Source organism: Spongiibacter sp. (genome assembly GCF_984394615.1).
Genome location: NZ_CFHTQA010000008.1, coordinates 69587 through 95750 on the forward strand (window position 1 = coordinate 69587; position 26164 = coordinate 95750).

Consider the following 26164-nt stretch of genomic DNA (forward strand, 5'->3'; position numbering starts at 1 on the left):
TTATTATGGGCCGCGTAGCGGCGCGGTTCCGTATGCAAACAAGTCAATATGCTTGACAATAATGCAGCACGTTGATTGACTTGGCAAGAGTCGATCACTGAGGCGGAGAATAATAAAATGACGCCAGTCTGGACCGACATCCGCCAACAGTTGCGGGTGTTTTTAGAGCAGGAAATCTATCCCCGTGAGCCGCTGATGCAGTCGGCGGACCACGACCGTGCCGAGGCGGTGCTGGCTGAGCTGGCGCAAAAAGCCAAGGCGCAGGGCCTGTGGGCCTTCGGGCATCCGCGTGAGCTGGGTGGCATGGGTATGCCGTTTATGGAGTACGTCTACCTGAATGAGGTGATTGGGCGCTCCGAGTTTGCGCAGCGTATTTTTGGCACCTACACGCTGCAGGACTCGATGATGCTCGACCTCTATGCCTCGACGGCGCAGCGCGAAAAATACCTGATGCCGCTGGCCGCAGGCGAGATCAACCCCAGCTTTGCGATGACCGAGCCGGGAGTCTCCAGCTCCGACCCCACGCAAATCGAAACCACCGCGGTGCTCGACGGTGACCACTGGGTGATTAATGGCCGCAAGTGGTTCACCACCGGCGCCAATATTGCCGCCTACACCACGGTGATGTGTCGCACCGAGCCCGATGCCCCGGCGCACAGCGCCTTCAGTATGATTCTCGTGCCGATGGGCACACCGGGCTATCGTCTGCTGCGGGAGACCCCGGTGTTGGGAATTAACGGCGGCCACTTCGAGGCGGAATACGACAATGTGCGGGTGCCCGCTGACCACCTGCTGGGCGGTCGTGGCGAGGGCTTTCTCATCGCCCAGAAGCGTCTCGGGCCGGGGCGCATTTTCCATTGCATGCGCTGGTTGGGACAGGCCCAGCGGGCCTTTGATCTGATGTGCGAGCGACTGCAGCAGCGTCGCGCCTTTGGCTCTCCGCTGGCCGACAAACAATTGTTGCAACAACACGTCTTCGACAGCTTTCAGGAAATCCAGGCCTGTCGCCAGCTCACCTTGCACGCGGCGCGCTGCATCGACAGTGGCGACGATGCGCGGGTGGAGATTGCTGCCATCAAAGTGGCGGGCGCGCGCATGCTGCACAACGTCATCGACCGCGCGATTCAGGTTCACGGCGCCGAGGGCCTGACTGACGACACGCCGCTGAGCCGCATGTATCGGCACGCCCGCGAGGCGCGCATTTACGATGGCCCCGATGAAGTGCATATCCAGTCGCTGGCCAAACGCGTGCTCAAACGCTATGCCCGCGGCGAGGGCTGGGACTTTGGCGAGCGCGATGCGGAGCTGATGTCGTGAATGCCGTCAGCGAGATGCTCGGCGAGGTATTGGCCGACGAAGGCGGCTATCACTGCAGGGTTCAATCTATTCGCCCGCTGACCGGTGGTGCGGCGGCGCAGATCTTCGCGGTGGATGCACTGCTGGATGGCGAACCCGCTCCGCTGATTCTGCGCTGTGGTGACGAGACCAGCCAGTTCGGTAACGCCCTGCAAAAGCGCCAGGAAGCCGAGGTGATTCGCGCGGCCTTTGCGGCCGGCTTACCGGTGCCGGAGGTCTTGGCGATCACGCCGGAGTGCGGCGACGTTGGAGCGGGTTTTGTGATGCGCCGCCTCGGCGGTGAGTCGCTGCCCAAGCGCATCCTCACGCTGCCCGAGCTGGCCACTGCCCGCGAGCGGCTGGCCCGCCAGTGCGGCGAGGTCCTCGCGCGGCTCCACGCGATGCCCATTGCGGGTTTGCCCTTGCCACGCTTTTCGGTAGCCGAAGACCTCGCCCGCTACCGGCAGCGCTACCGTGAATTTGATGAGCCGATCCCGATTTTCGAGCTGGCTTTTGCCTGGCTGGCGGCCAACCCGCCCCGATCTCGTCCTCCGGCGCCAGTACATGGGGATTTCCGTAACGGCAATATTCTGGTCGACGAGCAGGGACTCAGCGGCGTGCTGGACTGGGAGCTGGCGCATATCGGCAACCCGGTGGAAGACCTCGGCTGGCTGTGTGTGAACTCCTGGCGTTTTGCGCAGGTGGACCAGCCGGTCGGCGGCTTTGGCAGCAAAGCCGATTTGCTGGCGGCCTATAACACTGGGCAAGCAACGCCGGTCACCGACGATGAACTGGCCTATTGGGAAATCTTCGGGGTGCTGAAGTGGGGGGTGCTGTGCCTGTACCAGTGCGCCGTTCACCTCAGTGGCCAGCAGGTGTCGGTGGAGCGCGCGGCGATTGGGCGCCGGATTTCCGAGTGTGAAGTGGATCTTATCCGATTGATTGAGGAGCGCACATGAGCAGCGACTACCCCAGTGGCGAGCAGCTTTGCGCCGCCATCGACGGCTTTCTGCGAGACCGCGTACTGCCTGCTATCGACGATCCTAGTCTGCAATATGGTCTGCGGGTTTGCCTGCACAGTTTGGGTATTGTGCAGCGCCAACTGGCGCAGGGCGAGGCGGTGACGGCGCGCGAGCGCGACGGCTTGCAACGGCTGCTGGGCAATACTGAAGAACAAGCGCTGCGCACACTGCGACGCTCACTTTGTGCGTTGATCGCTCGCGGCGAGGTCGATATTGGCGACCGGCGCCTGTTATGGGCATTGCAGGACATTGCCGCGGCAAAACTGGCGGTCGACAATCCCAAGTATCGCCCCGTGCCGGTCTCGGGGAACAACAATAATGCATAAGAAATTCCAAGGAGTGTCACCGTGAGCAGCTTATTCAGCAGTTTCAACGACTATCTGCCCTTCCACGCCGCACGGCGGGGCGATAAGCCGATGATGAAAGATGATCGCAAGGATCTGAGCTTTGGCGAGGTGCATGCGCATGTTGAACGCATCGCGGCGGCGCTGCAGCGCGATGGTCTGAAGAAGGGCGACCGCATTGCCATTCTGGCGAAGAACTCGGTCGACAATCTGAGTGTGTTTATGGGCTGTGCCCGTGCCGGGGTGATTCCGGTGGGGGTCAACTACCGTCTGGCCCCCGGCGAAGTGGCTTACATTGCTGCTGATGCGGGTGTGAAAAAGCTGTTTCTCGACGCCGAGTTTGCCCCGCTATGTGAAGGCTGCGGCGAGTTGCCGCGCGTCATGCTGGATGGCGATGGTGACGGCCCATCGCTGGCGCAGTGGTGCGAGGGCGCCGGGCAGGCCAGCGCGGTGACGATCGCTGGTGACGATATTCTGTTTCATATGTATACCAGCGGCACCACGGGACATCCCAAGGGGGTGCTGATCAGCCACGGCAATGTCCTGCTCAACAGCTACCAGTCGCCGATGAGTACCGGCATCTGGCCCTGTGAAGAGGACCGCTCACTGGTGATCGCCCCTACCTTCCATGCGGTGGGTCTGGTCGGCGCCATGCTGGGGGTAATCTACGGGTCGTCGATGGTGATTCATCGCGACTACGACCCGGTGGGTATGATCGAGACCCTGGCGAACGAGCGCATCACCACCGTGGCCGTGATTCCGGTGATGCTGCAATTCTCGCTGGCGATGGTGCCGGATATGAGCGGCTACGATTTCTCGGCGCTGAAAACAATCAACTACGGCGGCTCGCCGATCTCCGAATCGCTGCTGCGCCAGTGTATTGAGGTGTTCGATTGCGACTTCGTGCAGGGCTATGGTCAGACTGAAGCTACCATGGCGTTGACCTTCCTGACCGCGGGCGATCACCGCCGAGCGCTGGCGGGGCAGCCGGGACTACTGCGTTCCTGCGGTCGCGCGGTGTTTGGCACCGAGCTGAAAATCGTCAATACCGAAGGACAGGAATGTGCGCCCGGTGAAGTGGGTGAAGTGCTGGCGCGTGGGCCACAGCTCATGCAGGGCTACTGGCAGCGTCCCGAGGCGACCGCCGAAACCATTGTCGATGGTTGGTTACACACCGGCGATGCGGGCATCTTCGACGACGATGGCTATCTGTATATTCAGGACCGGGTCAAAGACATGATTATTTCCGGCGGCGAGAACATCTATCCGGCGGAGATCGAGAACCTGCTGATGAGTCATCCCGATATTGCCGATGTGGCGGTGATTGGTCGCGCCGATGAGCGCTGGGGCGAGGTGCCCATGGCGGTGGTGGTGAAGGGCGGAGAGAGCCTGCCGTCGGTCGATGAGCTGGTGACGTTCTGCCACGGCCGCATTGCCAACTTCAAAATTCCCAAACACATTCACGAAGTGCCCGCGCTGCCTCGCAACCCCTCGGGCAAAATCCTCAAAAAAGATCTGCGCGCGCAGCTCGCCAATGTGGATCACAGTGAGACAGCACAGGCCTGAACGGGAGCGTTAGCATGCAAAAGTCTGCGATCGATAAGGATTATCTGACGATGCCCCGTCGCCCCAGCGGCGACCTGAAGCATATTCCCGGCGACGACGGTGCCTTGCCGGTTCTCGGCGATACGGTGCGTTTTCTGACCGACTACCTCGGCATGTCGATGGAGAAGTACCAGCGTTACGGGCGGATTTTCCGCAACCGCGCCATGTTGCAGCACACCGTCGCACTGGTCGGTCCTGAGGCCAATGAGTTGGTGCTGAAAGACAGCGAGCGCTTGTTCTCCAGCAAGAAGGCCTGGGACCCCTTCCTCGACCGGCTGTTTCCCAACGGCTTGATGCTGATGGACTTTGCCGACCACAAGGTGAACCGCCGTATTCTGCAGGGCGCCTTCAAAAAAGACGTGCTGGCCAGTTACGTGGATACCATGAACGGCATGATCGGGCAGCGCCTGTCGCAGCAAACCGTCGAGGAAACCCTCAGTTTTCAGGCGCTGGCCAAATCCATGTTGCTGGATGTGGCGGCTCAGGTGTTTATGGGGGTGGCGATCGGTGATGAGGCCCAGCGCCTGAATCGCGCCTTCGTACATGCCATGGAGGCTTCGCTGGCGGTGGTGAAATTGCCGATTCCAGGCACTACCTGGAAGAAGGGCTTGGATGGTCGCCGGGTGCTCGAACAGTTTGTGGAAAAACACATCGCCAGCAAGCGCCAGTCGCCGGGGCCTGATTTCTTCTCCCAGTTCTGTCAGGCCCGGGATGAAGACGGCAATATGCTCAGCGATGAGGCGGTGCGCGACCACGTGATCTTCCTGCTGTTTGCCGCCCACGACACCACCACCAGTACCCTGTGCTCAATGATTTACCTGCTGGCGAAGCACCCGGAGTGGCAGGATCGACTCTGGAACGAGATACAGGCGCTGGATACCGATGCGCCGGACTTCGATCAACTGGCGGAACTGCCGCTGTCACAGTACGCCATGCAGGAAACCCTGCGGATGTACCCGCCGGTGCCGGTTATCCCTCGGCGTACGGTGCGTGAAACCGAGATCTTTGGCTATCGCATTCCCGCCAATACCTCGGTGGGGGTGTCGCCGCTGATGACCCACTATTTAGAAGAGTGGTGGACCGAACCCCGCAAGTTCGATCCCGAGCGTTTTGCGCCGGAACGCGCCGAGCACAAGCGGCATTTTTATCAGTGGCTGCCTTTTGGCGGGGGAAGTCACAAATGCATCGGTCTGAACTTTGCCGAAATTCAGGTGAAGATTGTGCTGTTCCATCTGCTCAAGCACTTCCGCATTGAGGTAGCGCCGGATTACGTCATGCCTTACAACCCGGTGCCGATCTCTTTTCCCACCGACGGTTTGCCGGTGCGCTTTCGCCGTCGTTAGACGGGTCTGCGTTCGGGGTCAGTCTGCCTCAATGAGATGCCGGCTGACCCAGAGCACTTCTTCCTCAATACTGCCCGCACGGGGTAAGTGGCCAATCTGGGTTTCTGCCACGCCGATGGCGATCAGCAGTCTGGCGCGGCGGTGGGCTTCAGTGTCGCTGTGCCCCAGTGCCCTGAATTGTTCACAGAGAAAATCCATGAGCAGGCGGTCGGCGCGAGCGACCGCCTCCGCTACCGCGGGCTCCTGTCGCGCCCAGTCGCGCATCACTGCATCCATGCGCATAAAGTTGCCACTCAGCCAGAACTGAATTGTCGACTGAAAGGTGTCGCGGGGATTGTGGTTGCTGGCCTGCTCGATGCGCTGGTGAATACTCTCGTGAAACACCCCTGACCAGGCGTCGACCAGAGCGCTGATCAGCGCCTGCCGGTTTTTGAAATGCCAGTAAAAGCTGCCTTTGGATACCTGCAGTGCCTCGCAGAGGGCATCGATGGTGAGGGCTTTGACTGAGCCGGTTTCCGCTAGCAGCTCCAGCGCGGCATTAATGAAGTCCTCGCGACTTCGTCGGCCTGTGTCCGCCATAAAGTGTCATCCAATTTAGTCAAATATATTGACAATAATAAAACCGTACCATACGGTATGGTATAGAAATACTGCCGTACCAAAATAATCAATAACAATGAGTCAGGGCAATGTTTTTTCAGCAATTGGGCGCACAACTCGCCCCGTATTATCTGCACATCAAATTTCTGCACCTGAGCTTTGCCGTGCTCTGGCTGGGCAGTACCGCAGTGGCTTACCTCAATTATCTGGTGCCGGTGATGCGCGCCTGGCAGCGCGATCCGCGCAATCCCGAGCGCATTGCTCAGCGCAATCTGGCGATGGAGCGCTTCGATCACGGTGTGCTGATTGAACACGCGGCCTTCCCGCTGCTGCTGTTAAGCGGACTGGCGCTGCTCAGTGTCGGCGCCTGGGGGCCACAGCATTACTGGTTGGCGTTGAAGTTGTGCATTGTGGTGCTGGTGTTTCTGCCCATTGAGATTGTCGATTACTGGCTGTCGCATTTTGGCGGTAACAAACGGCAGATCCGTCTCAGTGGCCGAGCTGATGCGGCCCGGCGCTATGAGCAGGTCCTGCACCAGCACTGGTGGTTTTTGATTGTGACCACGCCGCTGATTTCCGTGACCGGCCTGCTGGTGCTGTACCTCGCCGTCGTCAAACCCCTGTAAATCGTGGAGAGAAGTTGAGAATGGATGCGCTCGCTCATGTTAAGCCCTTTCAGGTTGATACCCCCCGGCTGCTCAAGATTGCTGCCGCCATGGGGCTGTATCTGCTGATTGTCATCTGGCCCTGCTTTATCTGGCTGCGGCACTGGCTGGCAGACGATGCCTCGCCGGGATCGCCGACAGCGCTGGGCGCCGTGCTGCTCGTCGCGCTGTTGCTTGCGGCGTATGCCTTTGTCGTGATGAAGCGGCTCTGTCTGCCGCGACAGTAAACGGATTTCGATTCCACCCATTCGACATCAGGTGAAACAATAATGAAAAAAGCCATCACCGCCCTTGTCATTGCGCTGGCTGTTCCCGCTCAGGCGCAGACCGTCAGCCAGGCAAACAGCCCGCGACCGGCGTATCTGGAAGAGGTGATTGTCACCGCCCAGAAACGATCGGAATCGATTCAGGATGTGCCGATCGCGGTGTCAGTCCTCAGTGCCGAGCGCATGAAGAACTCCGCGGTCACCTCCTTTGAGGACATCTCGCTGGCAAGCCCCAACACCGAGATCAATATGACGCCGGGCTATGTGCAGGTGGGCATGCGCGGTCTGAACTCGCCGATTAACGACGGCATGGAGCAGGCGGTGGGCGTGTATGTGGACGGTATCTACTACGGGAAAACGGCGTTCCTGCAAGACGCGTTTCTGGATATCAGCCGGGTGGAAATGCTCAAGGGGCCGCAGGGGACCCTGTTTGGCAAGAACACCGTGGCGGGGGCGATCAGCATCAGCACCGCCAATCCGGAGAACGAGTGGGCGGCCAGCGCGATGATCGGTGGGGGGCAGTTCAATGGTGAGCATTACGAGTTGATGCTCAACGCGCCCTTAATCGAAGACCGGCTCGCGCTGCGTATCGCCGCCACGCGGCAGCGACAGGACGGCTATGTGCGCAATACGCTGCGGGGCAGCAGCGAAAAACGGGTCGATAAAGAAGGTCTGCGTGCCAAGTTGCTGTTCACGCCAACAGATCGGTTGTCGGCGGTGCTCACCTATTATCAGGGCGAATCCCGCGATTCGGGTCAGGGCTGGGAGCCTTTCTTGCTGACGGGCGCTGCGGAATTTCTCCACGGCCGCTTTGATCCCACGCTGGAGACCGATTTTGATTATCGCAGCCATGCCGATGCGCCCAATCAAAGTCGCAGTGATACCGAGGTCGTCAATCTGGAGGTGAATTGGGATGTGGGTGAGCACACACTGACCCTGATTGGCAGCGATGCCCGCGCCGATGAATGGCTGTATCTGGATGCCGATACCGCATCGGCGCCGATTGCCGACTGGGGGCGTCGCACCGACTACAACCAGCAAATGCTGGAGCTGCGCTTGAGCAGCCCGCCGGGTCGACTGGAATATCTGCTTGGCGCCTTTGCCTACCGCTCGGAGAATAATCTGCGTGGCGAACTGCGGATGTTGCCCGAGGGGCCGCTGGACGATCTGGTGGTGCCGTTGCTGGGTATCGATCTGCTCGACACGCTGCTCAACGACTTGCTGGGCCCCGTCACTAATCCGATTGAAGATCTGCTCTACGGGGTGCTCAGCGATGCATTGTTCCAGCGCTTTGATCAGCGCACCGAATCGCTGGCGCTGTTCTCTCAGTTCACTTGGAAAGTGACCGACCGCCTTAGCCTGATTGCCGGTTTGCGCGCTTCTGAGGAAGAGAAGCAGGTCTTGCTGGATCAGAATTACGAGGAAACAGGTCTGCTGCTGACGGCCGCCTTCGGCGTTACCGAATACACGCTGGACGATAGCCGCAAGGAGTCGACGCTGGTGCCGAAGCTGTCGGTGAAATATGAGTTGGGCGACGACTTGCTCTACGCCAGCTATGCCGAGAGCTTCAAGGCCGGTGGCTATAATCCGCTGGCGCGCACCGCAGAGGAGTCGGGGTTTGAAGAGGAGAGCGCCAAAGCGCTTGAGCTGGGTTACAAGCTAACCGGCTGGGATGGCATGCTCACCCTGAACGCGGCGCTGTACCGCACCGAGTTCAGTGATATGCAGATTCAGGCCTTTATCGGCAACGGCTTCATTGTGAGTAATGCTGCCGAGGCGACGACGCAAGGGGCCGAGTTTGACCTGAGCTTTCGTCCGGCGGAGGGCACCTCGCTCTATGCCAGTTGGGGTTACAGCGATGCACGCTTCGACACCTTCAAAGATGGTCCGTGCACCGCGGCCAACGGCGGCGACTTCTGCGATTTGAGTGGCTCGCGCCTGCCCCGCGCTCCCAAGTACAGTGCGACCCTGGGGGGGCAATACCGCGATCCCGCTATGGCGGGATTCAGTGGCGCTGATGCTCGGCGCCGATGTGAACTGGCGGGACGATATTCTGTTTGATCTGGATGCCGATCCACTGGACAGTCAGGACGGCTACTTTATGGTGAACCTGCACGCCGGGCTGGTTGATCCCGACGGCCGCTGGCAGTTGATGGCCCATGTGAAAAATCTGGAAAACAAAACCATCCGCCACTTCGCCGCCGATATGCCCATTTTCAGTGGTTCCCACATGGGCTTTCTGTTGCCGCCGAGAACGGTATCGGCCGAGCTGCGTTTGAACCTGTAGCGGGCTACAAATCGCGGCCGTTGATATAGGCCTGCTCGGAAATGTGGTGGTAGTTCTTGGCGTTTTCCATGAATTGCTTCCAGCTGGCATACACGCGGCCGGTAAGCTCATCGGTTTGCGACAGCTCTTCCAGATAGGCATCCGAGGTGCTGTGCAACGCCCGCATGACGTCGTCCGGCAACTGGCGAAGCTGCACGCCGTGTTTGTCGACGAGTTCGTTCAGCGCGTGATTGTTGCGCGCCGTGTATTCGTCGAGCATATCGGCATTGGCGTAGCGTGCGGCCACTTCCACAATGGCCTGCAAGTCATCGGGCAAGGCCTCGTAGGCTGATTTGTTGATGATCAGCTCCAGCGTGGAGCCGGGCTCATGCCAGCCGGGGTAGTAGTAATAGCGCGCGACCTCATGGAAGCCAAAGGCCAGATCGTTGAAGGGGGCCACCCACTCGGTGGCATCGATCACGCCCGTCTGCAGTGAGGTGTACAGCTCGCCGCCGGGCAGGGTGACCGAGGTGCCTCCCAGACGGTTCAGTACTTCGCCGCCGGAGCCGGGGATGCGCATTTTCAGGCCTTTCAAATCGGCAACGCTGTTGATCTCTTTGTTAAACCAGCCGGCCATTTGTACGCCGGTGTTGCCACCGGCAAAGGGCACGAGATTGAAGGGCGCATAGGCTTCCCGCCACAGTTCAATGCCGCCACCGTGGTACAGCCAGCCGTTCATTTCCTGCGCGGTCATACCAAACGGCGCGGTCGTGAAAAAGATGGAGGAGGGCAGCTTACCCTTCCAATAATAGGCCGCGCCGTGCCCGGCTTGCACGCTGCCCGCCGACACCGCATCGAATACGCCCAGCGCGGGCACCAATTCTCCCGCGCCATACACGGTAATTTGCAGGCGACCCTTGCTCATGCGATTCACCACCTGGGCAAATTTTTCCGGGGCGGTCCCCAGTCCCGGAAAGTTCTTCGGCCAGGTGGTCACCAGTTTCCAGTGATAGACGCGTTCCTGGCCGCTGGCGGTAGCGCGTTGATCGTTCTGGGGCAGGTAATGGCGGCCGCGCTCGCCCACGTAGAGCCAGCTCATGGTCACCAGTGCGGCGACCAGCGCGAGAATAATCAGCGGTGTGTACGAGCGCGATGATGCGGTCACGGGATTTCCCTTTTTATTGTTGTGCCCCGGCCTGTGCGGCGGGGCTTAAAGTAATTGCAGATTCGCGTATTGCAGCACCAGCCACTTGCTGCCTTCGTCCTCAAAATTGACCTGAACGCGAGCGCTGGGACCCTGGCCTTCAAAACTGAGTACGGTGCCGGCACCAAAGATGCTATGCAGCACCCGCTGGCCCAGAGCGATGCCGCAATCGGCGGCGGCCTGAGCGGCGATATTGCTGCTGGCAAAGCTGCTGGGCCGGGTCACGGTGTTGTTCAGGCGCACTTCGTTAATCAGCTCGTTGGGGATTTCGCGAATGAAACGCGACAGGCTGTTGAAGTTCTCCTGACCGTGCAGTCGACGCGATTCCGCATAGCTCAGGAACAGTTGCTGTTCGGCGCGGGTAATGCCCACATAGGCTAGCCGCCGCTCTTCCTCAAGTCGCTCCGGGTCGTCCATCGACATTTTGTGGGGGAACAGGTTTTCCTCCACGCCGACCATAAATACGATCGGAAACTCCAGCCCCTTGGCGGAGTGCAGTGTCATCAACTGAATGCTGTCTTCGTGCTCGTCGGCCTGCTGCTCACCGGCGTCCAGTGCGGCGCGGTCGAGGAATTCCCGCAGCGGATCGGCGTCGGGATCTTCCGGCACAAAGCTGCGCGCGGCGCTGACCAGTTCCTGCAGGTTTTCCACCCGCGCCTGGCCTTTCTCGCCTTTTTCCTTCTGATGAAACTCGATCAGCCCGGAGTGCTCCACCACGTAGTCGACGGCGCTATCCAGTTCCATGTCGCGGGTCTGCTCGGCGAGGTCTTCCACCAGTGACAGGAAGCCGCGCAGTGCATTACCCGCACGGGCGGTAAGCGCGCCGTTTTCAATCATTGCCAACGCCGATTTCCACAGTGACTGCTGGTGGTCGCGAGCATACTCGCGCAGCATTTCCACCGTGCGGTTGCCAATACCGCGAGTGGGCGTATTGATGACGCGCTCCACGGCGGTGTCGTCGTCGCGCAGGGCAATCAGGCGCAGATAGGCCAGCGCGTTTTTAATCTCCAGTCGATCGTAGAAACGTTGGCCGCCGTAAATGCGGTAAGGCAGCCCGGTGCGAATCAGCGCTTCTTCCAATACCCGCGATTGGGCGTTACTGCGGTACAGAATGCCGATATCGGCGCGGCGATAATCCTGGCGCAGCAACTCGTCGATGCGGTCGGTGACAAAGCGCGCCTCGTCCTGCTCGTTAAAGGCGGCGAACAGAGTGATCAAATCGCCGTCGTCGCCGCTGGTCCACAGCTCTTTGCCGAGCCGCTGGCTGTTGTTCTGAATCACCGCATTGGCGGCGCTGAGAATGGTGCCGGTGGAGCGGTAGTTCTGCTCCAAGCGAATAATGCGGGTGTCGGGAATGTCTTTGGAGAACTGCTGGATATTCTCAATGCGCGCACCGCGCCAGCCGTAAATCGACTGGTCATCGTCGCCCACCGCAGTAATCCCCATGCCATTGCTCACCAGCAGGCGCAGCCAGGCATATTGCACGGCGTTGGTATCCTGAAACTCGTCCACCAGCACATGCTTGAAGCGCTGCTGGTAGTGGTCCAGTACGGCGGGGTTATCGCGCCACAGCTCCAGGGCGCGCAGCAACAGTTCGGCAAAATCGATGACGCCTTGCTGTTGGCAGATTTCTTCATAGCGGCGGTATACCCGCAGCATGGTCTTCAGATACAGGTCGCCGCCGTAGTCGTCGATGTGGGCGCTGCGGCGGCCTTCGTCTTTGTGGCCGTTAATAAAATAGGCTGACTGGCGCGGCGGCCAGCGGGAGTCGTCCAGCTCCAGCTCGCGGTGAATGCGCTTGAGCATGCGTAGCTGGTCATCGCTGTCGAGAATCTGGAAATTGTCCGGCAGCTTGGCTTCGCGGGCGTGAGCCTTCAACAGCCGGTGCGCCAGCCCGTGAAAAGTGCCCACCCACATGCCGCCGCGCAACTGGGTGCCCAGCAGTTCTTCGATACGGCCGCGCATTTCCCGCGCCGCCTTGTTGGTAAAGGTCACCGCCATAATGCTGTAGGGCGACAGGCCTTCCACCTGAATTTTCCAGGCGATGCGGTGCACCAGCACGCGGGTTTTGCCACTGCCTGCGCCCGCCAGTACCAGGGTGCCGGGGCTGTCGGAGGTGACGGCGTCGCGCTGTGCGTCGTTGAGTGAGTCGAGAATATGAGAGACGTCCATGGGCGGCTATTCTATCGGGAATGGCCGACGCTGGCACCTGACTCTCGCGTTGCTATGGACTGACGGCGACAGGCTCAATCGACACCGGCGTGCCGTTCAGGCGGGGCACGCGGGAAAGGGGGTCGACGTCGGCATTGGAGACCAGCAGATTGCGATTCACGCCGCCGTGGTGGCGACTGCTGCCACGGCCGGGATTAAAGGTGCGATAGCCCCAACCATGCTCCATGACCGCGACCCCGCTGCGCACCTCATCCGACAGTTTGAGCTGAGCTTCGATACTGCCGCTGGCTGAGCGCAGCGTTACTTTCTGGCCGTCGAACAAGTGAAGTGTCTCGCCCTGCTGGCGATTAATCTCTACGGTGCTGCCGGTCATTTCCCGCGAATGCATGCCGTCCATGCTGGTTTCGATGGACCAGGAATTCATCATTTTCATGCGGCGGCGGGAAATGAGCTGAAAAGGCTGCGACGGATCGCGCGCGGTAGATTCAGTGAGGCGTTGCTGCAACACGTCCACAAACGTGGCGGGTGCCAGATCGACGCGGCGATTCTGTTCCCGCAATTTGCCAAACAGTCGGCCGAATTCCGGACGCTGTGCCGGATCGCCAATGCCGTGGGGCGCTTCGACAATATCGCGCCAGCGAAGCTGCGGGTTATCGCGTATCAGCATTCTCGCCATCAGCATTGGATTGAGTGTCAGTTGGGGCTTGCCACTCCACGCCGCCAGCCGTGTACTGGCGGCGATCAGCGGATTCAGCCAACGCTTGCCCGGTATCAGTGGCTTGTTCATCGCCAGTGTCAGGTCGCGCAGAAACTCCCATTCGTAGCGCATGCCGGTGGGGGGCGATACGGCCGCGCGGCTGAGCTGTGCCCGCGGACTGGGGCTGAGCGCCTGAATCAAGGGATTGATCTCTGTGCGTTCCAGAAAATGGTCGCCGGGAATCAGCCAGTCAGCATGGCGGTGGCTCTCGCGCTGGAACTGATCGATTACCACCAGGCAGTCCAGTTGCGCCAGCGCCGCATCGAGTTTATTGCCGTCGGGACCGGAGACCACCGGGTTGCCGCTATTAATAATCAGGGCGCGAATCTGTCCGGGCCCCGGTGTGGTGATCTCATCGGGCAGCTCCGCCAGACTGTGAGCGCCGGCCACATTTTTGTTGCCGCGCACACGGCTGATGGCGTCGGAGTGGGGGAACAGGGTGTCGCCCACATCCAGCAAATCGAGAACACCGCTGACGTAATACAGCCCGCCCTCGGTTTCGACACGCCCGGTGATGTAGTTCAGCACTTGCACCAGCCACAGGGCCAGCACGCCATTGCGTCCCTGACTCACCCCGGTACGGGCGATAGCCATGGCGCTGGGCGCGCGGGCAAAGTCGCGGGCCAGCGTTTCGATCTCGCTAAGCGGCACATCACAGCAGGCGCTGAGCTGATTCAGGTCTGCCGTCGCCGCAATTGCCCGTACAGTGTCCAGCCCTTCGAGCAGGTCGGCATGCTGGGGATTGCGCCAGCCGTTCTCCAGAATCAGTTTGATCATGGCCAGCACCAGTGCCCAGTCGCTCTCCGGCAACGGGGCAATATGCCGACTCGCCTTCGCCGCGCATTCAGTGCGGCGCGGGTCTACGACCACCAGCTCGGCGCCGGCGGCTTTGCGGGCCAGTACTCGCTTCCAGCCGTCTGGTGAATAGCCGATCCAGCACATGGTACTGATCTGCGGATTGGTGCCGATTAACAGAAAATAGTCGCAGTGATCGATGTCTGCCTGAAGGCTCACCCAGGCATTGCCGTACATCGCGTCGGACGCAACATGCAAGGCATTCTGGTCGACCGAGCCCACCCAGAAACGGCTTTCGGTGCCAATGGCGTCCAGCAGCATCGTGTGAAACAGCGCGCTGCCAAAGTTGAAACCGTTCGGATTACCGGTGTAGCTGCCAATGGCATTGGGGCCGTGTTCGTCGATCAGACGGTTAAAGCGGGTGGCGATATCGGCAATTGCCTCGTCGTAGCTGGCGGCAACATAGCGGTCGCCGACCCGTTTCATGGGTGTGGTAATGCGGTCGGGGTGGCGGAGTGACAGGTGCGATTTGGCGCCCTTGATACAGTAGTCCCGCCAGCTATAGGGGTTGTCTTTATCCGGCTCGACTTTCAGCACGCGGTTGTTGTCGGTGGTGACCGTCAGCCCGCAGCCCTGCTCGCAAATGCCGCAGACCGTATGGCAGGTTTTCATCGTCAGTTCCCGTTGTTGTTATTACTGTTGTTATTAAGTAAGGGCAGATGAGATGACCATACTAGGTAGGCTTGCAAAAGATGTCAAAAAGAAACTATTTCTTAAAGGAAATAAAAAGAGCCTGTGACCCGCAGCCACCCCGGCGCGTTTGCATAGGGTACAATCGGCCCATATTCGCCAGCCTGAGTGTGCCGTGAGACCCCGAAACATCATTCGCGCCATCGAGACCAACCGCGAAGCCATGCGCCGCAGCGAGCGCAAGGTGGCGGACTACATCCTCGCTAATCGTCGCGAGGTGATTCATATGCGCATTGTCGACCTGGCGCAGGAAGCCCATGTCAGCGAGCCGACGGTGGTGCGTTTCTGCCGGGCGGTGGGCTGCGACGGCTTTCAGAACTTCAAAGTGGCGCTGGCCCAGCACGTGGCCCACAGCGGCGAGTATGCGGCGGTGGACTACCGCGACGACGACAGCGCCCGCCAATACACCTTCAAAGTGTTCGACGCCACGATGGAAGCGCTCAAGCGCGTGCGCGACAGCATTGAGGTCGACGCCATCGAGAAAGCGGTGGAATTGCTGGGCAATGCCCGGCGGGTGGAGTTCTACGGTTTTGGTGCCTCGGCGGCGGTGGCCCACGACGCCCAGCACAACTTCTTCCGCCTGCAAATCAGCGCCAGCGTATATGCCGATCCGCACGTGCAGGCGATGTCGGCCATGTCGCTGCACGCCGACGACGTGGTGGTGGCGATTTCCCAATCCGGACGCACCCGCTCACTGCTGGACGTGATCAAGCTCGCCCAGAACAGCGGCGCCCCGGTAATCGCGCTGGCTCCCAGTGGCAGCCCCATCGCCGAGATCAGCGATCTGCCGATTTACATCGACGTCGACAACGACAAAGGCGCCTACACGCCGCTGCCTTCGCGGTTGGCGCATATGACCGTGCTGGATATTCTGGCGGTAGGCATCTCGGCCAGCAAAGCCGGGCTGCGGGAACATCTGGACAGTATTGAGCAGGGCCTGCAGTCGCTTCGGCTGGAGGGGCCGGAATAAGAACTACTCACCTAAACGGGGTTGTTGGTGGGCGGAATTGCAAGGCGCCGGATTTACAAGAGGTCTTCTTCGGCACGGAGAGTTAGTACTTCGTATCCGGTCGCGGTAACGGCAACGGTATGCTCCCACTGTGCTGATAGCTTTCTGTCACGGGTAACGACTGTCCAGCCATCTTTTTTGACTTTCACTTTTGCCTGTCCCTGATTGATCATCGGTTCGACGGTGAAGGTCATGCCTTCTTTCAAAACGAGCCCTCGCCCGGGTTGACCAACATGGAGAACTTGTGGCTCTTCGTGCATTTCCCGGCCAATGCCGTGGCCGCAATACTCCCGAACCACAGAGTAACCCTGCTTTTCCGCATAACTTTGAATGGCGTGACCAATATCACCGAGAGTGGCGCCGGGTTTGACGGTCTGGATGCCCTTCCACATTGCCTGGTAGGTTTTGTCGACGAGCTGGCGAGCGAGAGGGTGTACCTCTCCGATCAGGTACATCTTGCTGGAATCGGCAATGAACCCTCCCTGCTCAAGTGTGATATCCACATTTACGATATCGCCTGAGCGCAATTTTTGTGTCGCGGAGGGAATGCCGTGACAGACCACCTGATTTACTGACGTATTCAACACATAAGGGTAATTGTATTGGCCTTTACTGGCGGGACGGGCGTCTAGCTGATCGACAATGTAGCGTTCAGCGAGATGGTTGATGTCCATGGTAGAAATGCCTACCTGCATATATTGGTCGAGGTGGGCGAATACGGCGGCGAGTTTGCGGCCGGATTCACGCATTATCTGCAGTTCATCTGTATTTTTTATCGTCAGTTCAGACACTGACAGGCTGCCTAATATCAACGTTGGCCTGTTGCATTTGCTCGCGCATGAGCTCCGAAAAGGTTTTGTCCGGATGGCTTTCCGCCAGCATACCGACCTTTATCCAGAACTCGGCCTGTGCATTGATTGAGCGAACCATGACCGCACTGGCCTTGCGGATGTCCTCGTGCAGCTCGTCATTAATTTTTACGATACCCATAACGCTCTCGAATATACGATTCGTATATGGATCATATACTGCTCTGTGGTTGGAGAACAAGGGCTTGCTTGCCAGCCACCATCAGTTTCTGCGCTGGCGATGCTTCCACCGTTTGTAGTAATGCAGCCCGCCGGTGACGGCCAGCCAGGTGAGGACGATGCCGCAGAACAGGGTGAGCAGGCGGTAGATGGCGTTCATGCCGAAGCCGGAGTGCAGGGGGTAAAGCTGGTTGATAAGGCGTCGCTCGACGGCCATTTGGTCTGAGCGCTCAGTGCGGCGTAATTCGCCGTTGTGGGTATTGAGCCAGACGGTGCTGCGGCCGTTGAGGTGCCACTCGCCGTTGAGGCGAACGCGCACTTTCAGACTGGGCGCGCCTTGTTCCTCACTGAGGGTGATGTACGTGGGCCAGCTATCGGGAAGCTGTTGCTGGATGTGCAGATAGCCCTCGGCAATGGCGTTGTCGGCGGACGCGGGAGCAGGTGTATTGGCGGGGAATACGGCGCCGGGGGGCAGCAGCGGGAAAATCAGTTTTTGCCACAGCATCAGGCTACCGGTCAGCAGAATCAGCAGCATTAACGGGCTGGTCAGCGCCCCGGAGTGGCGGTGGTATTGCAGCCATTGGGACGGGCGGATTTTTTTAGGGAATACCCAGCGCCAGCGAAAGGCTCTGCGCCCCGGCCACCACAGAATAAGCCCGCTGATACACAGGAATAAGGCCAGGATACCGCTGATGAGCAGCAGGGCTTCCCCGAACTCGCCGCTGAGCAGATCGACATGCAGTTCGCGGATAAACGCCATGAGCTCCAGAAACCACAGTCGCTCGACGTAGGGCTCCAGCGAGCCAATGCTCAGCAACTCCAGACCGTCGTCGTGGCGGACCGTCCAGTAGGGCTCGAGAGGGCTGGGAGCTTTCAGTTTCAGGGCGGGATCAATACCGCGCTGATCGGCCAGTCTGCCCAGTTCGCTGGCGAGCTGGCTGTGGCTGTAGTGCGCTGGCAGTGCGGCGTCGGGGGTGACGACGGTGGCGATCAGCTCTTTTTGATAGACCAGCGCGGTGCCGGTGACGGCCGCCACCAGCAAGACGGCGAGCCCGGCCAGACCCGCCCACATATGCCAACGCCATAGCCCCGGCGGCCGCGTTTTGCGCGGACGCGGTGCCGCGCCCGCATTGTTCACTTCAGCCAAGGATCAGAAAGTAAGCTGGTAGGCGAGGCCAAAGCTGCGACCAATGCCCTTGAAGTTACGCAGATCGTTGGGGCTACTCTGGGAGTAGTAGGTGAAGTAGTCGCGGTTGGTCAGGTTCTGTACCGATACGCTCAGCACGCCCGGTCCCACCTGAATATCGGCGCTGGCATCGACGGTGGTGTAGCCGTTGAATTTATTGATGGTGACATCGCTGCTGTTTTTCACGCTGCGGTCGCGCAGGTGATTCACCTGCAAACGTGAGCTAAGGGTATCGGTCCAGCGGCGGTCCCAGCTCAGGTTGACGCGATCGGGGGAGATGTTGGTACCGCCGAGATCGGAATCGACCTTGCCGTCCTGGTCGGAGTCGTAGCGACCTTCGGCTTCGGCGTAGCGCAGACCGAGGGTATCGAGCTCGGTGACGGCCCAGCCAACGCGAAACTCAATGCCGTCGACTTCGGTTTTTTCACGCTTTACGGTGTAAATGCCGTCCGCACCGCGCTGCAGGCGCTGGCCGAAATCCGAGTCGGAAATGTAGTAGCTGAGCTGCGCATTCACCGTGCCGTTGTCATACTCCAGCCCGAACTCGCTGTTCTCGGTGAGGATGGGGGTGAGGTTGAGAAACTTCTCCACTTCCTGATCGTCTTCATTGATACCGCGCAGTACCCGGCCCACATCCGGCATGGAGAAGGCTTCCGAGTAGTTGGCAAAGGCGCGCCACGTTTCGGTGAACTGGTAGGTGCCGCCGACGTTGTACAAGGTTTCGGAAAAGTCAGGTTCACCGCCCTTCACAAAGCGGCTGCCGTAGCTGGCGAGAGTGGTGAAATCGTCCACTTCCAGCTTGGACTCTTCATGGCGTACCCCGGCGGTCAGGGTCACGTGTTCAATGCCGGTAAATTCCGCCTGCACATAAGGGGCGTAGTTGTTGTAGCGGGTTTCCGGCACCCAGGTACGGTCGGTTTGAATCAGCGCCTGCCAGGTCTCGTCTTCCAGCACGTCGATACCGTACACCAGCGACAGCGGCAGCCCTGCAACTTCGTCTTTCACCAGTGTCAGCTTCAGGCCGCGTTTTTCAGAATTGTTCTGCGACTGGTCAATTAAATCGGGGCCGTAGGCCGGATCCTGGAACGTGGCGATGGGCGTAATCTGCGCTCCATAAGTTGCTTCAAAGTCCTGGCTGAAAAGCTGCACCCGGAAGCTGTGGCCCAGCATCTCGGCATTTTCATAGCTCAGGCCGATGGTGGTCACCCGGTTGCGCGCGCCATCGCCCGGCGGCTGCTCGCGAACCGCGCCGCTGGGCACGCCGGCATCTTCGTCACCGGGTACCGAGGCCCACTTGTGATCGCTCTCGATATTGAAGCGGTTTACCATCAGCTCAATGCGCTGGTCATCCCAGTTGTAACCGGTTTTCAGGAACAGGTCATATTCCTCGGCGGCCATGGTGTCGCCCTGGGTGTTGTCCACGCCAATCACCTTGCCGTTGGCGTCGTAGGCGATACCGTTATCGCGGTAGCCGACACTGGCCAGCACGTCGAACTGATCAATGCGGTTGGACAGGCTGTAGTTCACCCCGCGATCCAGGCTTTCGCTGAGGCGTTCGGTCTGAAAGCCGACATCCACGCGCAGGCTCTGTTCCAGGCCGTCGCTGGGGCGCTTGGTAATCAGGTTAATGATGCCGCCCGCCGCGCCGAGGCCGTGGATGGCGTTGGCACCGTGCAGCACTTCCACGCGTTCAAGCATCAGCGGCGAAATAGTATGGCCATCGCGACCGCCGCTGCGCAGGGGGTTGGACTGGGGAATACCGTCAATCAGGTACAGGGGTTTGCGACCGCGAAGGCTTTCCCCGGCGCTGGTCATTTTCTGGCGCGATGGTGAGAAGCTGGGAATCAGATTGCCCAGTACCGTGGACAGGTCGTTCTGAATCGACAGTTGACGCTCCAGCTCGGCCTGATCAATCAGTGTGACGGTGTTAGGAATCGTGCTCAGGGGTTTTTCCACCCGGCTGGCGGTAATGACCATTTCTTCGGTGCGTTCGGCGGCAACGGCAGCGGCCGACATGAGGGCGAGGCTGCCACAGGTCAGCAGCGTGGTTCGTAGCGTTTTATAAGGCATGAGATGTCCTTCGACGTCGTGGGCCGGGAAAGGCGGGGATGGTAGAGCAAGTGAGAATTGTTATCAATCACTCTTTGTCCGCGCCGGGAGCCACGTCACCAGGCCGACAGGTGGATGCCCGGCGGTTCGAAAGACAGTCGTTGCGTCAGTTCTAGGGCGCTCAGAAACGCCTCGTCGTGTGAGACCACCATCAGGCTGCCGTGAAACCCGCGCAACATCGTCTCCAGTGCGGCCAGCGACGGCAAATCGAGGTGGTTACTGGGCTCGTCGAGCAATAGCAGTGCTGGGGGCAAGGCCGCATAGAGCAGACAGGCGAGGGCTGCCTTGAGCTGCTCACCGCCGCTCAGCGTGCCGCTGGGCACCGTGATCTTCTGGGCATTGAGGTCGAGCTGGGCCAGTTGCATGCGCAGCTCGCTTTCCGGTGCGACGGGATTGGCCGCCCGAATCTGTGCCAGCACACTTTGGTGTGGGTCCAGTGTTGTCAGGCGCTGGTCAAGATAGGCCAGCTCGCCAGTGAGATGGCAGTGCCCGCCGCGCGGTGACAGTTGCCCGGCAATGACCTTGAGCAGGGTCGACTTACCGCTGCCATTGGCGCCAACCACGCCGACGCGCTGCTGTCCGCTGAGATTGAGGGTGATCGGCGTGGTGCAGGCACCAAAGGGCAGGCTCAGGTTTTCCAGATTCAGCACGCGGCGTGGCGGTGTCGCTGATGAGACGGGCAGGTGCAGCGTAATGTCGGCGTCGCGATCAAGCTGCTGCTGGGCGGCAAGTACGTTTTCCCTTAATGCGGCCTGACGCGCGGCCTGTTGGCGCTGCGCTTTCCCAGAGGAGTTTTCGCTGCGCTGCTGCCGGGCATCCAGCAAAATCTTGGGTTGACCGCCTTCCTGCCGCGCCTGTTTGCCCCGCGCCTGCCGGTGGGCTTGTCGGTCGCGCTGTTCACGCAGGGTCTTTTCTTCGCGCTTGCGTGCCAGCTTGGCGTGGTCGAGCTGCTGTTGCGCGGCCTGTCGTTCACTGGCTTTGCAGGCGGCGTAAAACGCATAGTTGCCGCCGTAGCTGTGCAGGCCGGAAGGCGACAGTTCGACAATACGACTGAGGCTATTGAGTAAGTCGCGGTCGTGGCTGATGACAATCAGCCCTCGCGACCACTGCTGCAGCTGCTCAATCAGCGCCTGTCGGCTGGGGCGGTCCAGGTGATTGCTGGGTTCATCGAGAATCAGGAAATCCGCCGCCGATAACATGGCACCGGCCAGCGCCACGCGCATGGCCTCGCCACCGCTGAGTGCATCGGCCGGGCTGTTGGGGCCTAGCTCGGGCAGTCCGGCGTTTGCTAATGCCGTTTGCAGGCGCTGGCGAATATCCCACTGCTCGCCCAGCGCGTCGAAATCCTCCGTGGCGGCGCTGCCCTGTTCAATGCGCTCAAACGCGGACAAAACCGGCTGAACACCGGCGAGGTCGGTGACCGTGCTCCCCGCGATCGGCGCCAGTTGCTGAGGCAGGTAGCGCACCGGCCCGGATGCCTGGCGGTGTCCCGAAGTGGGAGCCAGTTGCCCGGCCAGAATGCGAGCCAGCAGAGATTTACCCACGCCGTTACGACCCACCAGCCCGGTCGGCTGCAGATCAAATTGCGTGTTCAGTTGGGAAAACAGGGCGCGGCCATCGGGCAGCGTATAGGACACATTGTCCAGTGTCAGGAAGCGCTTCGTCATTGTGATTACCATTAATGCCAGACACAGTTCCCCCGTCAGGAGGAGCGAGAGCAGGCCGTCGTTACGACGGAGGCATTAATTGTTCACTGGACGAAACCCTCAATAGAAAAGCTCGGGCGAGAACTATAGAGAATATCCCACTGTGAGTAAAATCGAAGCGAGTTGCGTGGCCTGACCTGTTCAGCGCCGACGAGGGAGGTGCAGAAATTCCCCAGACAGGCGTGAAAGACAGTGTCACCAAGCGGTCAATAATCGTGATACGAGTTATGCCGCAATGCTGTCGATAAAGGGTTCGAGATTACCGTGAACCATGTCGATGCCGTTGGGAGAAATAGGGCCGCTTCGGTAACCGGTGGGAAGCCATCCCCATAGCAGGCGGTGCAACGCAAATTCATGACCTCTTCGCTGACGCCTCATCAACACTTTGTAGGTGAGCGCGCCATGGTGAATCTGGTAGCCATGCTCGATGGTGGCAATACTGAGATCGCCCAGCGGCAGGCACAGACAAAAGTTATCGCCACCATAGGGTGAATAGATGCCGAAATATTCTTTCCCGGTGAGTGAGAAAAACTCGATCTGGTAATTTCCAGCTGCCACATAGCGGACATTTTTCTTTTCTTTGGTGTGTATCAAAAGGCGGCTTTTTATAAACATGGCTATCCTTGCGTGCAATGCTAATAGATAGCTATTAAAGGCCATTCAGGGTCTCAACAGAAGCGCATAGCTCGGTTGTTAGCTTGCAGAACAGAGAAAGCAACGAACGCGCGGCCTCTGGTGCTGTCGTCAGCCTCTGCCCCTAAGAGCAGAGGCTGAGACTGACATCACCGAATCGGCAAATGGATGTCGGTAATCAGTTCGCTTTCTTTCACGTCGGTTACCAGATTCACATAGTGGAAGAAGCAGGGGTAGTCCCGCAGTTCCTCGCCGCTTTGTGGCAACCAGTCCCGGTAGAGGGCGTAGATGCTGTCGTCGAGTGTGCGGTGGCTGCCGTAATGGCGGACCACCGCGCAGCGTCCGCCCGGAATACGACCTGCTTTCACGCCAAAGGGGTTGTCGGGCACGTCGCCGTCGAGGATGCCACCCACGTCCCAGCGAAACTGCTCCGGTGGTGTGGTGTTGGGATCGCTGTAGGGAATGCCGAAGGTGCGGCTGGTGGCGACGGGAGAGAGTCCGCTTGCCTTGCGCCATGCAATAAAGCGCTCGGCGGTTTCCATTACGCGCTCGGGTGATCCCCGGTGTTCGGCAAGGGCGACCGGGGTGTCGGGAAAATCAATAATCGTGACCTGCATGGTGAGTACTCCGTGTGGGCTGGCGTAGGGGAGTCGGCGCCGCCAGGCATCCCATTCGGGCTGGGCCTGAAACTGTGACGGCGATTGGCCGAACTCGCGTTTAAAGGCACGGGAGAATGCTTCCAGGCTGTCGAAACCCGCATCGAAAGCGATGTCGGTAAAACGTCGCTGTGGCTTGAAGGCCACGTCGTAGGCAGCACGCCGCAGCCGGGCGAGCTGCACAAACTTGCTCAGGCTTTGCCCGGTGATCGCCGTAAACTGCCGGTGGAAGTGGTATTTGGACAGCGCCGCAACCTCGCTCAACTGCTCCAGCGACAGCTCGGTATCCAGATGCTGCTGGATATGATCACAGACTCTCTGGATGCGTTGCTCGGCGCGGCTGACAGATGGCGGGTTCACGACAGTTCTCCTCAATGCGTGGGGCAGTGTGCCAGCCCGGGGGAGGTGCGGCTTGATTGAGTTTGCTGAATTCAGAGCGCGGGGGGCGCGCTATGTAGCAATAGCCGTTAGCCACAGCGAACAGTGGATGGCGATCAGTGCGAGTAATGCCCAGCTTGCGGCGATATACGTTCGGTAGATGGGCGTAATGACCTTCAGCGATCGACGTGACAGGCCATAGCCGGGGGAGCGCGATTTTATGCTTTGGTAGATGGCGCTCATTGCTAAATTGGTGTCGGTCAACTGGGTATAGCCGCTGTACGACACGCAGATTAACGCCAGTGTTTTTCCGCTGACGATCCACATGGCAAGCACTATCACAGTAAGTGTGATCACGAGAGACCTCTTTTGGTGGAGGACGGGACGGGGCTCGCGTTTACGCGTCGCCGAGGTGCGCGGGGAGGGTCTAGCAACCTTTGCCCAGTCGATATCCTACCCCCCCTGACGGTTTCGATAAAACTTTCGTTGTGACAGTCGAGCTGTTGGGCCTCACCTGTGTCGGAGAGTTTTTTGCGCACACGGCGAATATACACATCGACAATATTGGTGAGCGGGTCAGCCAGGCTGCCCCAGACTTTATTCAATATGCGTTCTCGGGAAAGTACCGTATTGGCGTTGGAGAGAAAGCATTTCAGCAGTTGGTATTCCAAATGGGTAAATTCAATTTCCTGTGCATCCAGCCACACCCGGTGACTTTCGGTGTTGAGCAGCAGTTTGCCGTGCCGCAGCTCAGGGGAATGGCTGGTGTTGCTGCCGCCGCGTCGGAGCAAGGCCATAATACGAGCGAGTAACTCATCGAAATCAAAGGGTTTGCCGAGGTAGTCATCGGCACCTGCCTGCAACCCCGTCACTTTCTGGTCGATATCCTGTAGAGCGGTCAGCATTAGAATGAGCGCGTCGGGCTGCTGTTTTTTAATCAACGGCAAGTAGTCGAGGGTGTCGATGTCCTGTACCAGTCGATCCAGCAAAATAAGCTGGTAAGGCTGTTTGCCAATCTCGGTAAAAAACCGCGGCGAGCTATCGATCCAGTCGCAGTCGTAGCCCTCGGCAGTCAGTCCGCGCAGCAGGAAGCTGGCCAGTTTGGCTTCGTCTTCGACCAACAAGATATTAGCCACGGTGCTCTCCTGTGATCGGCAGTGCGATGGTAAAACAGGTGCCTTCACCGGGCGATGAACTGGCGTTAATTGAACCATGATGGGCGTCGATTATCGCCTTGGCGATAGCGAGTCCCAGGCCCGATCCCTGCCCGGAACGGGCATCTGCCGCACGGAAGTAGCGGTCGAAAATAAACGGCAGGGCATCGGCGTCAATGCCTCTACCGTTATCGCTGAGGCGTATCAATACCGCATCGCCCTGTCGTTCCGCGCGCACATTCACCTGCAGGGTTTCGCCGCCATAATTAACGGCATTGTCGAGGAGAATCATCAGCACCTGGGCAATCCGATCCGGGTCGCAGCTGATCAGTGGCAGGCTCTGGGCGATCTCACTGCTCAGACTCAGCGTGTCGGCGCCGTTCAAGGACTGGATTTTTTCCAAGGTCGATTCGATGACTTCGCGAATATCCAGTGTTCGCGGCACAATCCGCAGGGCGCCGGATTCGGCGCGGGCGATCATCAGCAGATCGTCGACCAGCCGCGTGAGATTGAGCACCTGCTCAAGCACGGTTTGCAGGGTGCTTTGGTAGTCCTCTTCAGAAATCGATGTCTGGCGTAGAGTGACCTGGGCCTCGCCGCGAATAATCGACAGCGGCGTGCGCAGCTCGTGGCTGATGTCGGCCAAAAACTCCCGGCGTGCCTTGTCGTTGTTTTGCAGCATCCGATTGGCGTGGGTCAGCTCAGCGGTCCGCTGACTGACTTGATACTCCAATTCACGTGTGGAGTGCTGGGCCTTGTCGCGCTGAACGGCAAGTTCATCCGCCATGCTGTTAAAAGCGGCGGCAATGGCGTCGAATTCGGCATCAAAACCTCGGGAAATACGGTGGTTTAAATTGCCTTGGGCGATGGCTTCCGCACCATCGCGGATCGAGTCCAGCGGCTGGTACAACACGCTGAGCAACCAGTGCGCGCCGAGAAACACCAGCGGCACAGTAAAAATCGCCAGCAAAATGGCATACCAGAGAATGGACTGGCTGAGGGTTTCGATGCGCGCATTGAGCGAGGCGACGACCTTGCTCTGGCGGTTTACCGCTGTGTTGATGGCCTCGCGAAAGCGGCGCTCTGCAACGGTGCGCTCGTTTTGGCCAAACGCACCGCAGCGTTTGCTCACTGTTGGCTTTGCTGCAGGTGGACGGTGGCCGCGAAGCGCGGGCTGGTGG

At 59.5% G+C, this 26164-nt stretch carries 24 protein-coding genes; 10 read left to right on the forward strand and 14 right to left on the reverse strand.

Annotation, left to right across the window (positions count from 1 at the left end; all coding sequences use genetic code 11):
• Positions 1-117: 117 nt before the first annotated feature.
• From AC5DB9_RS05145 to AC5DB9_RS05165, 5 genes are read left to right on the forward strand one after another with little or no spacing between them, the layout of a single operon-like run.
• Positions 118-1317, forward strand: a complete 1200-nt coding sequence (locus AC5DB9_RS05145) for an acyl-CoA dehydrogenase family protein (protein WP_273009952.1) — start codon at positions 118-120, stop codon at positions 1315-1317.
• Complete coding sequence (locus tag AC5DB9_RS05150) at positions 1314-2294, forward strand: phosphotransferase family protein (protein ID WP_272989220.1); 981 nt, start codon at positions 1314-1316, stop codon at positions 2292-2294. The genes AC5DB9_RS05145 and AC5DB9_RS05150 overlap by 4 nt, the downstream gene beginning before the upstream one ends.
• Complete coding sequence (locus tag AC5DB9_RS05155) at positions 2291-2683, forward strand: DUF6285 domain-containing protein (RefSeq protein WP_272989223.1); 393 nt, start codon at positions 2291-2293, stop codon at positions 2681-2683. The genes AC5DB9_RS05150 and AC5DB9_RS05155 overlap by 4 nt, the downstream gene beginning before the upstream one ends.
• A gap of 21 nt (positions 2684-2704) precedes the next feature.
• The gene (locus tag AC5DB9_RS05160) at positions 2705-4267 is read left to right on the forward strand and encodes a long-chain-fatty-acid--CoA ligase (protein WP_022959006.1); all 1563 of its coding nucleotides are present in this window, start codon (positions 2705-2707) and stop codon (positions 4265-4267) included.
• A gap of 14 nt (positions 4268-4281) precedes the next feature.
• Positions 4282-5649: a cytochrome P450 gene (locus tag AC5DB9_RS05165; RefSeq protein WP_272989226.1), complete on the forward strand. Its 1368-nt coding sequence runs from the start codon at positions 4282-4284 to the stop codon at positions 5647-5649.
• 18 nt (positions 5650-5667) lie between these two features.
• On the opposite strand, the gene AC5DB9_RS05170 is transcribed toward AC5DB9_RS05165, so the two are convergent.
• Positions 5668-6228, reverse strand: coding sequence for a TetR/AcrR family transcriptional regulator (locus AC5DB9_RS05170; protein WP_272989229.1), 561 nt, complete (start codon positions 6226-6228; stop codon positions 5668-5670).
• A gap of 110 nt (positions 6229-6338) precedes the next feature.
• On the opposite strand from AC5DB9_RS05170, the gene AC5DB9_RS05175 reads away from it, so the two are divergent.
• The 4 genes from AC5DB9_RS05175 to AC5DB9_RS05190 are packed head-to-tail and all read left to right on the forward strand — an operon-like array spanning position 6339 to position 9467.
• A complete protein-coding gene (locus tag AC5DB9_RS05175) occupies positions 6339-6875 on the forward strand; it encodes a hypothetical protein (RefSeq protein WP_022959009.1) in 537 nt (178 codons plus the stop codon).
• Between the two features lie 20 nt (positions 6876-6895).
• The gene (locus tag AC5DB9_RS05180) at positions 6896-7141 is read left to right on the forward strand and encodes a hypothetical protein (protein ID WP_272989231.1); all 246 of its coding nucleotides are present in this window, start codon (positions 6896-6898) and stop codon (positions 7139-7141) included.
• 42 nt (positions 7142-7183) lie between these two features.
• Positions 7184-9241 (forward strand): TonB-dependent receptor, encoded by a 2058-nt coding sequence (locus AC5DB9_RS05185; RefSeq protein WP_272989234.1) that lies wholly within the window; start codon positions 7184-7186, stop codon positions 9239-9241.
• Positions 9189-9467 (forward strand): TonB-dependent receptor, encoded by a 279-nt coding sequence (locus AC5DB9_RS05190; protein WP_272989237.1) that lies wholly within the window; start codon positions 9189-9191, stop codon positions 9465-9467. Before AC5DB9_RS05185 ends, AC5DB9_RS05190 begins: the two co-directional genes overlap by 53 nt.
• A 4-nt stretch (positions 9468-9471) precedes the next feature.
• Here the strand turns inward: AC5DB9_RS05190 and AC5DB9_RS05195 are convergent, their stop codons facing one another.
• From AC5DB9_RS05195 to AC5DB9_RS05205, 3 genes are all read right to left on the reverse strand, one after another.
• Positions 9472-10545, reverse strand: coding sequence for a TRAP transporter substrate-binding protein (locus AC5DB9_RS05195; protein WP_272989239.1), 1074 nt, complete (start codon positions 10543-10545; stop codon positions 9472-9474).
• 111 nt (positions 10546-10656) lie between these two features.
• Positions 10657-12822: a DNA helicase II gene (gene uvrD, locus AC5DB9_RS05200; protein ID WP_273009950.1), complete on the reverse strand. Its 2166-nt coding sequence runs from the start codon at positions 12820-12822 to the stop codon at positions 10657-10659.
• Between the two features lie 52 nt (positions 12823-12874).
• A complete protein-coding gene (locus AC5DB9_RS05205) occupies positions 12875-15046 on the reverse strand; it encodes a molybdopterin-containing oxidoreductase family protein (protein WP_272991433.1) in 2172 nt (723 codons plus the stop codon).
• Between the two features lie 193 nt (positions 15047-15239).
• Between AC5DB9_RS05205 and AC5DB9_RS05210 the strand changes: the two genes are divergently transcribed.
• Positions 15240-16094: an SIS domain-containing protein gene (locus AC5DB9_RS05210; protein ID WP_022959015.1), complete on the forward strand. Its 855-nt coding sequence runs from the start codon at positions 15240-15242 to the stop codon at positions 16092-16094.
• 53 nt (positions 16095-16147) lie between these two features.
• Here AC5DB9_RS05210 and map read toward each other — a convergent pair whose 3' ends face one another.
• From map to AC5DB9_RS05260, 10 genes are all read right to left on the reverse strand, one after another.
• Complete coding sequence (map, locus tag AC5DB9_RS05215) at positions 16148-16924, reverse strand: type I methionyl aminopeptidase (RefSeq protein ID WP_272991434.1); 777 nt, start codon at positions 16922-16924, stop codon at positions 16148-16150.
• Positions 16917-17123 (reverse strand): ParD-like family protein, encoded by a 207-nt coding sequence (locus AC5DB9_RS05220; protein WP_272991435.1) that lies wholly within the window; start codon positions 17121-17123, stop codon positions 16917-16919. The genes map and AC5DB9_RS05220 overlap by 8 nt, the downstream gene beginning before the upstream one ends.
• Before the next feature lie 81 nt (positions 17124-17204).
• Entirely contained in the window at positions 17205-18233 is a 1029-nt protein-coding gene (locus tag AC5DB9_RS05225; protein ID WP_272991436.1) for a PepSY-associated TM helix domain-containing protein, read from the reverse strand.
• Positions 18234-18311: 78 nt separating this feature from the next.
• Positions 18312-20363, reverse strand: coding sequence for a TonB-dependent receptor (locus AC5DB9_RS05230; RefSeq protein WP_414711320.1), 2052 nt, complete (start codon positions 20361-20363; stop codon positions 18312-18314).
• Positions 20364-20512: 149 nt separating this feature from the next.
• Positions 20513-22123 (reverse strand): ABC-F family ATP-binding cassette domain-containing protein, encoded by a 1611-nt coding sequence (locus AC5DB9_RS05235; protein WP_272991439.1) that lies wholly within the window; start codon positions 22121-22123, stop codon positions 20513-20515.
• A 264-nt stretch (positions 22124-22387) separates the two neighbouring features.
• Positions 22388-22822 carry a hypothetical protein gene (locus AC5DB9_RS05240; protein ID WP_272991440.1) on the reverse strand — a complete coding sequence of 145 codons (435 nt, stop codon included), beginning with the start codon at positions 22820-22822 and terminating at the stop codon, positions 22388-22390.
• Between the two features lie 122 nt (positions 22823-22944).
• Positions 22945-23811 carry an AraC family transcriptional regulator gene (locus AC5DB9_RS05245; RefSeq protein ID WP_272991441.1) on the reverse strand — a complete coding sequence of 289 codons (867 nt, stop codon included), beginning with the start codon at positions 23809-23811 and terminating at the stop codon, positions 22945-22947.
• Between the two features lie 90 nt (positions 23812-23901).
• Complete coding sequence (locus tag AC5DB9_RS05250) at positions 23902-24186, reverse strand: hypothetical protein (protein ID WP_272991442.1); 285 nt, start codon at positions 24184-24186, stop codon at positions 23902-23904.
• Complete coding sequence (locus AC5DB9_RS05255) at positions 24183-24965, reverse strand: response regulator transcription factor (protein WP_272991444.1); 783 nt, start codon at positions 24963-24965, stop codon at positions 24183-24185. The genes AC5DB9_RS05250 and AC5DB9_RS05255 overlap by 4 nt, the downstream gene beginning before the upstream one ends.
• On the reverse strand, positions 24958-26164 hold a 1207-nt coding region (locus AC5DB9_RS05260), incomplete at its 5' end, for a HAMP domain-containing sensor histidine kinase (protein ID WP_491732029.1). The genes AC5DB9_RS05255 and AC5DB9_RS05260, both read right to left, overlap by 8 nt.